The following is an 11,713-nucleotide window of genomic DNA, read 5'->3' on the forward strand; positions in this document are numbered from 1 at the left end:
GTTCGACTTAGTCCGTCGTCGGGGCGGGGTCCTTTCAGTCGGGGAGGAGGCGCCAGGCGGTGAGGGCGAGTCTGGCGCGGGTGAGGCCGGTCGGCCCGGTGAGTTCGATGGCGAGGGCCTTGCCGATCTGGTCGAGGCGGCGGGCCACGCTGCTGTGGTGCAGATGGAGAAGGTCGGCGGCCTGACGCAGGGAGCCGGTGGCGCAGTAGGCGTCCAGCGTCTCCAGATCCTCCGGGTTGCCGGCCACGCGGACGATCGCCGCCACGTCCGCGTTGTCCCGTACGGCGTCCTGCGGGATCTCGGCGAGGAGCGCCAGCGCGCCCAGATCGGCGTAGCGGATGACCGGTTCGCGTGAGGAGGTGAAGCGGAGCGCGGTGCGGGCCTGCCGCCAGGACCGGTCGGGGCTCGCGGCGGCGCCGACGCCCGCGCGTACACCCGCGGGAAAACGGGCGGGGTCCACGGTGGTCGCCAGGATGACACCCACGTCGGCGAGCAGCGCCGCCTTCACCGGGCGGCCCGGGCAGATGATGCCGCCGACCCGGTCGAGCGGCAGTCGCGAGCGTACGGCCACGACGCGGACCGGCAGATCGACGGCGAAGCCCAGCAGCCGCAGCGCCCGGGCCCGCGCCGCCTCGTCGCTGTCGGAGCTGATCACCAGCTCGACGAGGGCGGGGTCGGCCATGGTGGTACGGGCCGGACCGTACCGCTCGACGGCGGCCGCGGCGGCGATCGCGAGCCGGTCGAGCAGCACGTCGTCGAGCGGACTCGCCGGCCCGGGGCGTTCCAGCCACACCGTGCCGATCTCCTCGTCGTCGAGGGTGATCGGCGCCGTGCTGGACGCGGGTGACGGCGGGGCGGGTGCTTCCCCGCCGTCGGGCAGGACGCGGATCGCCCGCCCTGTGCCGTGGAGTCGAAGCCCGGCCACGCACTCGGCCAGCCCCGCCGAGGCCCGGGCGAGTGCCGGGAGGTCGACCCGTCTGCGCATCAGCGTGTCGTAGAACGCGACGACGCAGATCGCGCCTCCGACGTACGAGTCCAGCCCCGACAACCGTACGGCCAGTGCCTCCATACCAGGAGGATAGGGCGGCACGCGCGGGGAGGAGAGGCGCCGATCGGTGCGCGATCCGGGCGGGATGCCCGACGGACGGCGGATGACCGTGTGGGGCGACGGCCGTGAGGATGGGCGTCATGAATCCCGAACTCGAAGCGTTCATCCCGCTGTTGCCCAAGCTCGACCTGAACGACCCGGTCGCCGCGCGCAAGATCTTCGCCGACCTGGCCTCCTCTCGGCCGGCGCCGGACACCTCCGGCCTGGAGATCAACTCCCTCACCGTGCCCGGCGATCCGGACGTGCCGGTACGGATCTACCGGCCGCACGAGGCGCGCGGCGTCCTCATCTGGCTGCACGGCGGCGGATGGGTCTGCGGCGGCCTGGACAGCGAACACCCGTGGGCCGCCCGGATCGCCTCCGCCTCCGGAGCGGTGGTGATCTCGGTGGACTACCGGCTGGCGCCCGAGCACCGGTTCCCGGCCGCTCTGGACGACTCCTACGCCGTGCTGACGTGGACGGCCGAGCACGCGGCCGAACTCGGCGTCGACCCGGAGCGGATCGCGATCGGCGGTCACAGCTCCGGCTCGTCGCTCGCGGCCGCGGTGGCGTTGCGGGCGCGGGACGAGCAGGGGCCGTCGATCCGCTTCCAGCTGCTCAACGAGCCCCCGCTCGACGACCGGCAACAGACGTGGTCGGCGCGGAACTTCACCGATACGCCCTGGTCGAATCGCGACCGGGTCTCCGAGGCGTGGGGGCACTACCTGGGTTCCGCGCCGGCCACTCCGTACGCGGCTCCGGCGCGGGCGGCCGACCTGTCCGGCCTGCCGCCCGCCTACGTCTCCGCCTCGGAGTTCGACCCGAACCGGGACGAGGACATCGACTACGCGCGGCGCCTGCTGGAGGCGGGCGTGTCGGTCGAACTGCACCAGTGGCCCGGCGCCTTCCACGGCTCGCAGGCGATCCTGTCCGCGGACATCTCCCAGCGGCAGATCGCCGAACTCGCCGCGGCCGTACGCCGCGCGATGGCCGACTGACCGTCCGCCCCCGGCCGGCGGCCGGCCACGACCCGCCGGTCAGCCGGTCAGTCGGCCGGTCGTTCGGTCGTCCGGTCAGTCGGTCGTCCGGTCAGCCGGCAGGGCTTGATCAAGTTCCGGTGAGGTCGGGCTTGGGGGTGATGCCCAGGATGGGGAGGGCTCGTTGTGGTTGGTCGCGGATGGCGCGGGTGGTCTTGGCGATGTTGGTCGCTCCGAGGGTTTTGAGGGCTCCGATGGCGAGGTTGCGGAAGGCGGCCATGGTGCGGGGTGCGTTGCCGGCGTGGACGGTGGAGGCGTCCTCGGCGAAGGTGCGGTCGCGGATGTGGTGCTGAGCCTCCACGATCCAGTGTCCGCGCAGGTAGGAGGCGAGTTCGGCCGGTTTTGCCTGGTGGGCGTCGAGACTGGTGACCGCGTAGACGGTCTCGCGGGTCTCCTTCGCGCCGGCCGCCTTGCGGCGGCGGTGGACGCGGATGGCGAGCTTGGCGTGGGGGAAGGCGATGCCGCCGAGGTTGTCGGCGATGGCGAGGGTCTTGATCGAGCGGGACTCGCGGCGGCCGTGCCCTGTGTTCGAGTTGGTGTGCTGGACCGCCACCGCGTTCCAGTCCAGACCGTCCAACTGCGTCCAGACGATGGGCTGGTTGGGCTTGACGACCGCGACGTAGTGCGCCTTCTTGACCTCGACCAGCCAGGTGACGTTGGCCTTCACGGTGTGCAGTGCGTCGAAGGTGACCACCTCCCCGTCCAGGTCGAGCGGTGCGAGCAGGGGCCGGAAGTGCCGCACCTCGTTGGTCTTGGACCCGACCTCGGCCTGGGCGAGGGTGACCGGGCGGCCGTGGGTGACGGCGGACAGCAGGTGCCGGCGGGGCTGGTCCAGGCGGGCGGAGCCGCGCAGTGCCTTGCCGTCCACGGCGATCACCCGCCGTCCACCCGGGGCATCTGCGGTCGCAGCGGCGTGGCGGTGGACCAGCCAGGCGCCCACAGCCGCGTCGAGTGCGTCGGCGTCGAGGCGTTCGAGGAGCCGCCCGATCGCCGACCTGGACGGCGCGTGCCGCCGGCGCAGCAGGTGACGGCGGACACCGAGGGTGGCGAGCAGTCGGGCGTCAGCGCGGGCGCCCCACTCGGCGAGTTCGTCGATGGTCCGGGCTCCGGAGACCGCGGCTGCCGCGCAGACCAGCAAGATCGAGGCCAGCGAGTACCAGCGGCCCCGCCGGGAACGCGGATCAGGAACCGCTTCCAGGCAGACGCGCAGGTCAGGCACATCGTTTGGCTCAAGAGGACCCAACTTGGCCAACACAGCAGGGATCGAGGAAGATGAGACAGCGGACACGGGAACCTCTTTGATCACTCGGCTTCGACACCTGAATGATCACGGACCCCGTGTCCGCTCCCTCATCCACCCCAACCCGCCCCAACCTCAGACGGGTTGGACGATCCCGGGAACTTGCACAAGCCCTGGTCAGCCGGCCGGCCGCGATGTGCGTCGACCATACGGGATTGTCTGAAAGATGGTCCGAACACATGACATGGCTCTCTATCGCAAGAACACATTCATCGCGACCCGGATAAACCATCGTGCCCCATATGGCAGGGCGGCGTCGTTCAGACGGTCTGACCGGCTTGATGGCGATTCATGTGGCTCGGCTGGCCGCCATATCCGTAGACCGGGCCGGAACGGAGGCAGGCACGGCCTCCGGGTGATCATGAGGTGTCGAGTCCCTGATCACCGCAACGGAAGACCGTGCCTGGCCGCTCATCATCGCCCATCCCTGCCAGTCTGGGCCAGCTCACTACCGCCCGGCCTCCCGCGCCCGAGGAACATCCGGAACTGCTGGACTGTCTCGCCGTGGTACCCGATCCGCGCCGGGCCAAGGGCCGCCGCCATCCCCTCGCCTTCGTCCTCGCGCTGACCGCCTGCGCGGTGCTGGCCGGCGCGAGATCCCTGACCGCGATCGCGGAGTGGGCCGCAGACGCCCCGGCCACCGTGCTTGCCGCCCTCGGCGGCCCGAACCGGGAACCCAGCGGCCCGACCGCTCCGGCCGAGGCCACCGTGCGCCGAATCCTGCAACGCATCGACGGCAACGCACTCGACAACGCGATCGGCACCTGGCTCGCCGCTCGGGACCCCGGCCGCACACCGAGGGACCAGGACCTGTTCAAGCAGTCCCGGCGTTCCCTGGCCGTGGACGGAAAGACGGTGCGGGGCGCCCGCCGCGCGGACGGCAGCCAAGTCCACCTCCTTGCCGCGATGACCGGCACCGGCCTGGTCACCGCCCAGCGCGAGGTGGACGGCAAGACCAACGAAATCACCGTCTTCCGGCCCCTGCTCGCAGAGCTCGACCTGACCGACACCGTGGTCACCTTCGACGCCCTGCACTCCCAGACCGCGCACGCCCGCTTCCTCGTCGAGGACAAGAAAGCCCACTACATCGCCGTGATCAAGGGGAACCAGCCGTTGCTGCACAAACGCCTCAAGCACCTGCCCTGGCGAGACGTGCCGTTGCTGGACAAGACCCGCGCCACCGCGCACGGCCGCAACGAGATCCGCCGGGTCAAGACCGCCACCGTCGCCGACCTGGACTTCCCGCACGCCGCGCAGGCCGTCCAGATCGTGCGCCGCCGCCGCATCGTCGCCACTGGCAAGGTCACTCTCGAACGCGTCTACGCGGTCACCGACCTGGCCGCCGAGCAAGCACAGGCCGACGAAATCGCGCACCACGTCCGCGGACACTGGGGCATCGAGAACCAACTCCACCACATACGCGACACCACCTACGCCGAGGACGCCTCCCGCGTCCGCACCGGCACAGCCCCACGAGCCATGGCCAGCCTCCGCAACCTCGCCATCGGAGCCCTCCGCCTCGCCGGACACACCGGCATCGCCGCCAGTCTCCGCCACCACGCACGCGACGCCACCCGCCCGCTCGCCACCCTCGGCATCACGTGATCAAACCGGACCAAGCGACTGAACGACACCGCCCTGGCCCCATATGGGATCGCTGTTATCCGACGGCAACCGCACATACGGCGAACTGGCCGACGCCCACCGTTTCCAGCGGACTGGTCAAAGGGCTCCGGCTGCCCATCGAGTCCTGTCTGGAGACGTATCCGGATCTCGTCTCGATCCAGGAGGCGAAGAACGCGGTCCAAAGAACCTGTATGGCCCGCTTCGGATTCGATTTCAACCCTCCACCCGCGGACCAGGTCCCCCCGATCTCCTACGACTCGGCAAATCTGGCGCGTAGGTACGGTGTCAGCGATCCGCGACTGGCACAGCGCGATGGCTATCAGCTGCCGGCGTCACAGAACCGCAAGGTGACGTCGTACGACTTCTACGACGTCAACGCCGACATGGTGTACGACCTTTTCGTTCCGAAGGGCGCGAAACTTCCCGCGACATACCACGGTGTGCCGATACCGGAAGGCGGTTGCGTAGGAGAGTCCGACCGAGTGGTCGGCACCTTCGACGAGACGCCGGCCGGCCGGATCGACACACAGAACTGGGAGCGGATGAAGAAGGACCCGCGCGTGCTCGCCGCCGACCGGTCCTGGTCGGCGTGCATGAAGACCAAGGGCTACGCCGTCGGCAATCCGTATGACGCGCTCAACCTCGCGTTCTCCTCCCAGGGAATCCAGCTCTCGCGCGAGATCTCCATGGCCGTGGCCGACGTCGCCTGCAAGACGAGCACCGGTCTGGTCACGGTCTACTTCTCGGTCGAGACCCAGTTGCAGAACCAGGCCATCAAGGCTCAGCGGAGCCGGCTCGACGCGGCGGACTACGGTCAGCAGCTCATCGGCCTGTACCGGGTGTTCGAGAAGTACGAAGCACCTCTTCGCAACACCGCATGATGAACCGGTGAGTGATACGACCGCCTCCGCCTCCCGCGCCGCCTGGGCGGTGCCCGCTGCCGTCAACACCGTGCTCGGTTGCGTCGGGACCTTTCCGCTGGGCCTGCTCTGGACATTTCTGGCGGACCACCCGCTGGCGTCGATCGGGCTGACCCACCGTGATCCGACCGACAACGACGGAGTCCTTCCGTGGCTGGTGCTGCTGATCCTCGTGGTGGGGGTCTACTGCGCGCTGTGGGCGGCGGCGAACATCGCCGTACGCAGGTGGACCAGGCTCCCGGGGCGTCCCTACTGGGTGTTCACCGTGATCGTCACGCTCGTTCCCGCCACCGTGTTCGCGATCTTCCCCGACCTGTGGCAAGCCCTGGAGCGGTCCTGACCGCCACAGGCCCGACGAAACCCGACGAAACCCGATGAAAGAGGAATCGTGCCGATGACATCAACCCGGCGCATGTTCGTGCGCTCAGCGATCGGTGTCGCCGCGGCCGCGACGGCGGGGTCGCTGCTGACCGATACCGCGTTCGCGGACACCCCGCCTCCGCCCGGCCGGCTGAGTACGGCCGGCGCCGCCCGCGCCCAGCGGGACGCGGCGCGGGTCCAGCCCGGCGCGCGGTCCGCCAACGGCTGGACCGTCAACACCGCCTCCGACGCCGGGGGCAGCGTGTGGACGCGTCCGATACCCGGGACCGGCTGCGAGGTCCAGGTGGCGATCGGGGACGTGGAGATCATCCTCGTGCACTGCGTCCGCCGTTTCCACTACGAGATCGAGTCCCTGCGCCCTGGCGACGTCGTCGGCTTCAAGAGCCCCGGCACGGTGAAGGGCCACGCGTCCAACCATGCTTCCGGCACCGCGCTCGACATCCGGCCCGGAAGCTATCCGCCGGGAGTCCGCGGCGGCTTCCACCCGTACCAGGTCGATGTCATCCGGGACATCCTGGCCGAGTGCGACGGCGTCGTGACCTGGGGCGGGGACTTCAGGATCCCCGACGAGGCCCACTTCGAGATCGGTCTCGCCCCGGCCGATCCGCGCGTCCACCGGCTGGCGGACAAGCTCCGTGACTGGCGGATCAACCGGCCCGGGCAGGGAGCGGGTGTCCTGGTCGACCCGATGAACGCCGCACGCCGTGCCGCCGCGCTGACATTGGCACGGACGCAGGCCGCCTGACGATCCCAGCGGCGCCGGCACGGGTCCGTACGTCGTACACAGCCGGTTTCGTACGGCGGTTCGCCGCAGTTTCCCCGAGCGGGGGACTGCGGCGTTCTGCGTGTCGGCGCGCGGGAAGGCCCGCGGGCCGGGCGCGCGATCGGTTCGGCGCTCCGGACCGATCAGAGCTCAGGCGCCCTTGTCCCCCTTGGGATGAAGCACGGCTTCAGCGATCCCGCGGACCCGGTCGAGCGTGATACCGGTCCGGTGACGAAGCGCACGCACCTGCCAGGAGGTGTGACTGAGCCCTTCTGTTGGCCAGTTGAGCCGGGGCAGCCCGCGCGCCGCCGACCTCCGGCCCTTTCGTACGTGAATCCGTTGGCTGGCTTCCGGGACCATCTCTAGGCTGACCTCATGGCCCATGCGAAGACCTCGTACGTCTGCCTCTCCTGCCGGGTCTCCTACAAGCAGCCGTACGACAGGACGAGGCAGCGAGTCTGTCCGCGCTGTGCGGAGCCGATGATCCATGCCGGTTCGGCGTTCGCCGCGCCCCGGCGGCGGGACTCCGCCGCGTGGCGAACCCTCACGGTTCTCTTCAACGCGGGCGTGGGCTTCCACAAGAGCTGCTGCGCCGGACCCGGGTACCGCCCTCGGACCCTGCGCGAGGTGCGTGAACGGATGACGTACGCGCGGCGTAGTGGCGAGCCGGTCACGAAGGCGCTCACACGACGGGATGTCCCGTGACGGCGCGCTGACCGCGGAAAGCTCAGTCGGCCAACTCGGCTACTCACTGTCCGTTCCCAGCAGAAGTGAGCAGACGGGCCTGTTCTGATCAGGGAGTTGTCGTTTTCGGTGGGACGGTCCCAGGCCGGGGCGTCCCACCAAAGTTGTCGGGACGACTCTGATCTCCTGTTGCGCTCTCAGGAGGCCTATATGTTCTGGTATTTGGCGGCGACCGTGACCTGGCCCTGTTCAGTTCTCCTGGGACGGCAGTGTCGTTGCCGCGTGGCGCCCGAAAGACGAAGGGGAGACGTGGTGCGTCGTGCTCGGTCAGATCCAGCGCGACGCCAGACCACTCGAAGGGCATGCGGGCGGGCCGGCGACGGATGGGAGCCTTGGGAACTTCATGCCAAGCGCCGTTTCCTCCCTCTCTACCTGACCGGCCGCAGCTTCCGAACCGGCCCTGATATGCGCGATGGAGACAGGCGTTGTGCCAACCCGTAGGCCGGTATGTGGATTGGCCTCAGCAGCTCGTCACCGAGGTGATCGACGACAACGGGGTCCGGCTGGCCCCCACAGGCGGGCACGGGCAGTCCAAGGTCACAGAGCGTAAAGAACTCGATGATCACGGACGTCCGTGCCTGCTCTGCAGCGGGCCCGCCCGCGCTGAGACGTCAGCAACCAGGCATCAGCAGAATACGCCGAAGTCATATTGCACCTGTGGCGGAGTGAAAGATTAGACGAAGGCCGTCCTCGTACCCGACGTACCCCCGTCCGAGTGATCCAATTCAGGCATCGTTCGAGGTCAGGGCCTAAAGGGCAAGCTTAATTTGGTCGCTCTAGAGCTTCTTTGAAAGAATCAATGTCAGCTGCTGAGAGCGGACTCGGCGTGAGCCCAGGTCGGACGAGTTCCGGATCCCCGAAGTGTACTCTTCGACGATATTTTTGACCTGCTCGGTCGTCATGTTGGCCATGGCTGCAAGAGATGCCAAAAGGCCAGCAGTTTCTTCGTTACCGCCATTGCGCTTTTTGTCTGAGACTGCGCGCTGGAACAGGTCCAGAAGGTCCCGAATCTGTTTTTTCTGGTCCGGGCCGGCGTTTCCTAGTTCCTTGCGCAGTCCCCAGGCGACATGTAGAAGCGTGAACATGTCGACGATGTTCGACCATCTGGTTCGGCCGACCCACTTGATGGTACTGCTGAGGAGCGTCAGTAGTTCTAGAAATTCCACTGAACGACGCTGATAGTCTTCGAAATCTGTGGAAATCTCGTCATAGCGTTCGTTGAGTTCGGTCTTTTTATTGGACAGTCCGAAGATGCAGGTGCCGAAGACCTCGGCGTAGAACTCCAGATCGCCGCCTCGTTTACGTCGCTCACCACTGAAGACGCCGGATTCTGTGCTTAGCTGATGAGCCGCGCAGTCTTTGAGGAAGTCGTTGAACGGGCCAGGTAGCAAAGCATTTCTTAGCTCTTGTTCCGTCAGTACCATGTTGACCCTGTTGACGCGAGCAAAAACTGCGCGCACAAACTCGTCGGCAAGGTTAGAAAGGCGCCGAATCGGGAATCGGTATTGGAAGAACTCTTGACGCACATCGTCGGGTAGCTCTTTGAAGAGCTTTCCCTCGAACTTCTCGCTTAGTGTCTCGTCCTCTAGCCCGTCCAGAGGGAACTTATTTTTCAGAAAATCAAGCAAGGAGGTGAGTCGCTGCTGACCGTCGACAACGGAAGCGGTCTGTTCCCTTTCCGGCGATGTCTCGTACGCGAGGTAGATCTCCGGGATCGGATACCCGAGGAGGATGGTCTCCATCAAAGAGACCTTGGCACGTTCGGGCCAAACGGCCTGGCGCTGGTACTCGGGCTGGAGGATTAGCTCGCCGGACTTGTCCAGCGACCGAAACTCCGCTACCGTTTTCGACTCGATCTCGAACTTGAGTCCGTGATCAGCCATGGTGTACGCCCTCCTCGATAGCGCGATCGCGCGCAATGTTCACACTTTTCACCTGATAGCTTCTGAGTGACCTGTGGTTGCGGTACAGGCGGTAATTGACCTCACAGTTCCTGAAGGCGCTACCGAGATCCTGGATGAAGAGATCTCTGGACCGTGACCACTGCTCGCCAAAGGAAAGCCGTGGCAGCACGATGTCTAGGGCGATGCACTCCTCGAAAACCAGCTTGCGCAGGTAGTTCTTCTTCTGAGAGAAGAGCTCGTCCTCTATGATTTCTCGGAGCTCAGCCCATGCCCTATCGAACAGCTCTGGAGAGATCACCGCGATGTCCAAGTCCGAGTCTTCCTGGAACTTCCTAAAGTTCTTCCTCGGGTTTATGGAGTATCCCAGGCGTGCGCTTCCGACTAGCTGGACGGCCATCGGGTCCACGCCTAGCTCGGTTGCAACCAGATGTCGCCATTTGATGTAGTTGATTTCTTGAGGCCATACCGCGGGCGTTCCGTCGAACAGCCGGGCGGTCACAAAGTAGTCAACTTCCTGCCCCAGAGAACTGAACTCCTTCCAGAATTCGGGTTGAGGTTCCCCCGAGATGCGGGGAATGGTGACAGCAGGTCAGATGGGTTTCATGAGAGGGGCCCTGACGATGCCTGCCCCGAGGAAGTACCCGCTGGAGTTGCGTGAGCGTGCGGTGCGGATGTACCGGGCGGCCGAGCCGAAGCCCGTGATCCGTCGCATGGCCGAGGAACTCGGCGTGCACCACGAGGCCCTGCGCAACTGGATCCGCCAGGCCGAGGCGGACGCCGGCGAACGGGACGATGTGCTGACCACTGCCGAGCGGGAGGAGCTGGCCGCCCTGCGCAAGGAGAATGCCCAGCTCAAGCGTGCCAATGAGGTCCTGCGGACGGCCTCGGCTTTTTTCGCGGCCCAGCTCGACCCGACCCGGCCCCGATGACCGCGCTCCTCGATGAGCACTCGCACCTGGGGGCCGAGCCCGTACTCCGGGAACTGGACATCCCCTCCTCCACCTACTACCGCTGGCGCCAAGCCGTGACCGAGCCGTGCGAACGGCGCCGCCAGGACGCCGGGCTGACCAGCAGGATCCGCCAGATCCACGACGAGTCCGGCGGGATCTACGGCTCACCCCGCGTGCACGCCGTCCTCAAGCGCGAGGGTGTCCATGTCGGCCGCAAGCGCGTCGAGCGGCTCATGCGCCAGGCCGGCCTGGCCGGGATCAGCCCCCGCCGGGGCAAGAGTTTCACCCGCCGGGACCCCGACGCCGAACTCGCTCCTGACCTGGTGCAACGCGACTTCACCGCGAACGGGCCGAACCGATTGTGGGTCACCGACCTCACCATGATCTCCACCCAGGAGGGGCCTTTGTGGCTATCGGCGATCCGGGACGCGTTCTCCCGCCGGGTCGTGGCATGGGAGACCTCCGCCCGCGCGGACGCCGACCTGGTCCTGACCTCGCTGGAATACGCCCTGGCCAGCCCCGAAGTCGCGCCCGGCGAACTCGTCCACCACGCGGACCACGGCACCCAATACACCTCGGTGAAACTCACAACACGCCTGGTCAGGGCCGGGATCCAGGCATCCATGGGCTCGGTCGGCGACTCGTTCGACAATGCCCTCGCGGAGAACCTGTGGATGCTGGTCAAGACCGAGTGCATCCGCGGCCGCGTCTTCGCCACCAGAGCCGAAGCAAACCTCGCGCTCTTCGAGTACATCGACGGCTTCTACAACCCCCGCCGCATCCAAAAACGGCTCGGCTACCTCAGCCCGATCGAGTACGAAGAGAAGCACTACGCCAACCGGGCGACGACCGAACCAACGAACCTGAAACCACGTCAACCCGCCCCGACCAGCTAGTCAGCCACACCCGCACACCGGGGGAACCTCAGGTTCGAATCGTGGCTGGAGCGGGATCACGCGATGCTGTGGACTTCACGCCGGAGGTGACGGGGCTGCTGTCAC

Annotated in this window: 12 protein-coding genes; 8 read left to right on the forward strand and 4 right to left on the reverse strand. The window is 67.1% G+C overall.

The window, feature by feature from the left end:
• Nucleotides 1–34: 34 nt before the first annotated feature.
• Nucleotides 35–1,069 carry a helix-turn-helix domain-containing protein gene (locus OHA30_RS19645; protein ID WP_328915169.1) on the reverse strand — a complete coding sequence of 345 codons (1,035 nt, stop codon included), beginning with the start codon at nt 1,067–1,069 and terminating at the stop codon, nt 35–37.
• Nucleotides 1,070–1,188: 119 nt separating this feature from the next.
• On the opposite strand from OHA30_RS19645, the gene OHA30_RS19650 reads away from it, so the two are divergent.
• The gene (locus tag OHA30_RS19650) at nt 1,189–2,085 is read left to right on the forward strand and encodes an alpha/beta hydrolase (RefSeq protein WP_328915170.1); all 897 of its coding nucleotides are present in this window, start codon (nt 1,189–1,191) and stop codon (nt 2,083–2,085) included.
• A gap of 109 nt (nt 2,086–2,194) precedes the next feature.
• On the opposite strand, the gene OHA30_RS19655 is transcribed toward OHA30_RS19650, so the two are convergent.
• Nucleotides 2,195–3,343 carry an ISAs1 family transposase gene (locus OHA30_RS19655; protein WP_328915171.1) on the reverse strand — a complete coding sequence of 383 codons (1,149 nt, stop codon included), beginning with the start codon at nt 3,341–3,343 and terminating at the stop codon, nt 2,195–2,197.
• Nucleotides 3,344–3,928: 585 nt separating this feature from the next.
• On the opposite strand from OHA30_RS19655, the gene OHA30_RS19660 reads away from it, so the two are divergent.
• The 5 genes from OHA30_RS19660 to OHA30_RS19680 all read left to right on the forward strand — a co-directional run bounded on the left by OHA30_RS19660 (nt 3,929) and on the right by OHA30_RS19680 (nt 7,819).
• Nucleotides 3,929–5,029: an ISAs1 family transposase gene (locus OHA30_RS19660; RefSeq protein WP_328913296.1), complete on the forward strand. Its 1,101-nt coding sequence runs from the start codon at nt 3,929–3,931 to the stop codon at nt 5,027–5,029.
• Nucleotides 5,026–5,931: a hypothetical protein gene (locus OHA30_RS19665; protein ID WP_328915172.1), complete on the forward strand. Its 906-nt coding sequence runs from the start codon at nt 5,026–5,028 to the stop codon at nt 5,929–5,931. Before OHA30_RS19660 ends, OHA30_RS19665 begins: the two co-directional genes overlap by 4 nt.
• A gap of 7 nt (nt 5,932–5,938) precedes the next feature.
• Nucleotides 5,939–6,310, forward strand: coding sequence for a hypothetical protein (locus OHA30_RS19670; protein WP_328915173.1), 372 nt, complete (start codon nt 5,939–5,941; stop codon nt 6,308–6,310).
• Nucleotides 6,311–6,364: 54 nt separating this feature from the next.
• Entirely contained in the window at nt 6,365–7,096 is a 732-nt protein-coding gene (locus OHA30_RS19675; RefSeq protein ID WP_328915174.1) for a M15 family metallopeptidase, read from the forward strand.
• Nucleotides 7,097–7,489: 393 nt separating this feature from the next.
• Nucleotides 7,490–7,819: a deoxyxylulose-5-phosphate synthase gene (locus OHA30_RS19680; protein ID WP_328915175.1), complete on the forward strand. Its 330-nt coding sequence runs from the start codon at nt 7,490–7,492 to the stop codon at nt 7,817–7,819.
• 815 nt (nt 7,820–8,634) lie between these two features.
• On the opposite strand, the gene OHA30_RS19685 is transcribed toward OHA30_RS19680, so the two are convergent.
• Both OHA30_RS19685 and OHA30_RS19690 read right to left on the reverse strand, forming a co-directional pair.
• Entirely contained in the window at nt 8,635–9,741 is a 1,107-nt protein-coding gene (locus OHA30_RS19685; RefSeq protein WP_328915176.1) for a DUF262 domain-containing protein, read from the reverse strand.
• On the reverse strand, nt 9,734–10,261 hold the full coding sequence (locus OHA30_RS19690; RefSeq protein ID WP_328915177.1) for a hypothetical protein: 528 nt from the start codon (nt 10,259–10,261) through the stop codon (nt 9,734–9,736). The genes OHA30_RS19685 and OHA30_RS19690 overlap by 8 nt, the downstream gene beginning before the upstream one ends.
• 121 nt (nt 10,262–10,382) lie before the next feature.
• On the opposite strand from OHA30_RS19690, the gene OHA30_RS19695 reads away from it, so the two are divergent.
• Nucleotides 10,383–10,691 (forward strand): transposase, encoded by a 309-nt coding sequence (locus OHA30_RS19695; RefSeq protein ID WP_328915178.1) that lies wholly within the window; start codon nt 10,383–10,385, stop codon nt 10,689–10,691.
• Complete coding sequence (locus OHA30_RS19700; protein WP_328915179.1) at nt 10,688–11,608, forward strand: IS3 family transposase; 921 nt, start codon at nt 10,688–10,690, stop codon at nt 11,606–11,608. Before OHA30_RS19695 ends, OHA30_RS19700 begins: the two co-directional genes overlap by 4 nt.
• The last annotated feature ends 105 nt before the right edge of the window (nt 11,609–11,713 follow it).

It is taken from the genome of Streptomyces sp. NBC_00223 (assembly GCF_036199905.1).
Lineage (GTDB): Bacteria > Actinomycetota > Actinomycetes > Streptomycetales > Streptomycetaceae > Actinacidiphila.

What these genes read in the sequence shown, in the direction of transcription:
- OHA30_RS19680 (WP_328915175.1), top strand. Translation starts at nt 7,490, where the DNA reads ATGGCCCATGCGAAGACCTCGTACGTCTGCCTCTCCTGCCGGGTCTCC.
- OHA30_RS19645 (WP_328915169.1), bottom strand. Translation starts at nt 1,069, where the DNA reads ATGGAGGCACTGGCCGTACGGTTGTCGGGGCTGGACTCGTACGTCGGA.
- OHA30_RS19675 (WP_328915174.1), top strand. Translation starts at nt 6,365, where the DNA reads ATGACATCAACCCGGCGCATGTTCGTGCGCTCAGCGATCGGTGTCGCC.
- OHA30_RS19650 (WP_328915170.1), top strand. Translation starts at nt 1,189, where the DNA reads ATGAATCCCGAACTCGAAGCGTTCATCCCGCTGTTGCCCAAGCTCGAC.
- OHA30_RS19695 (WP_328915178.1), top strand. Translation starts at nt 10,383, where the DNA reads ATGCCTGCCCCGAGGAAGTACCCGCTGGAGTTGCGTGAGCGTGCGGTG.
- OHA30_RS19700 (WP_328915179.1), top strand. Translation starts at nt 10,688, where the DNA reads ATGACCGCGCTCCTCGATGAGCACTCGCACCTGGGGGCCGAGCCCGTA.
- OHA30_RS19685 (WP_328915176.1), bottom strand. Translation starts at nt 9,741, where the DNA reads ATGGCTGATCACGGACTCAAGTTCGAGATCGAGTCGAAAACGGTAGCG.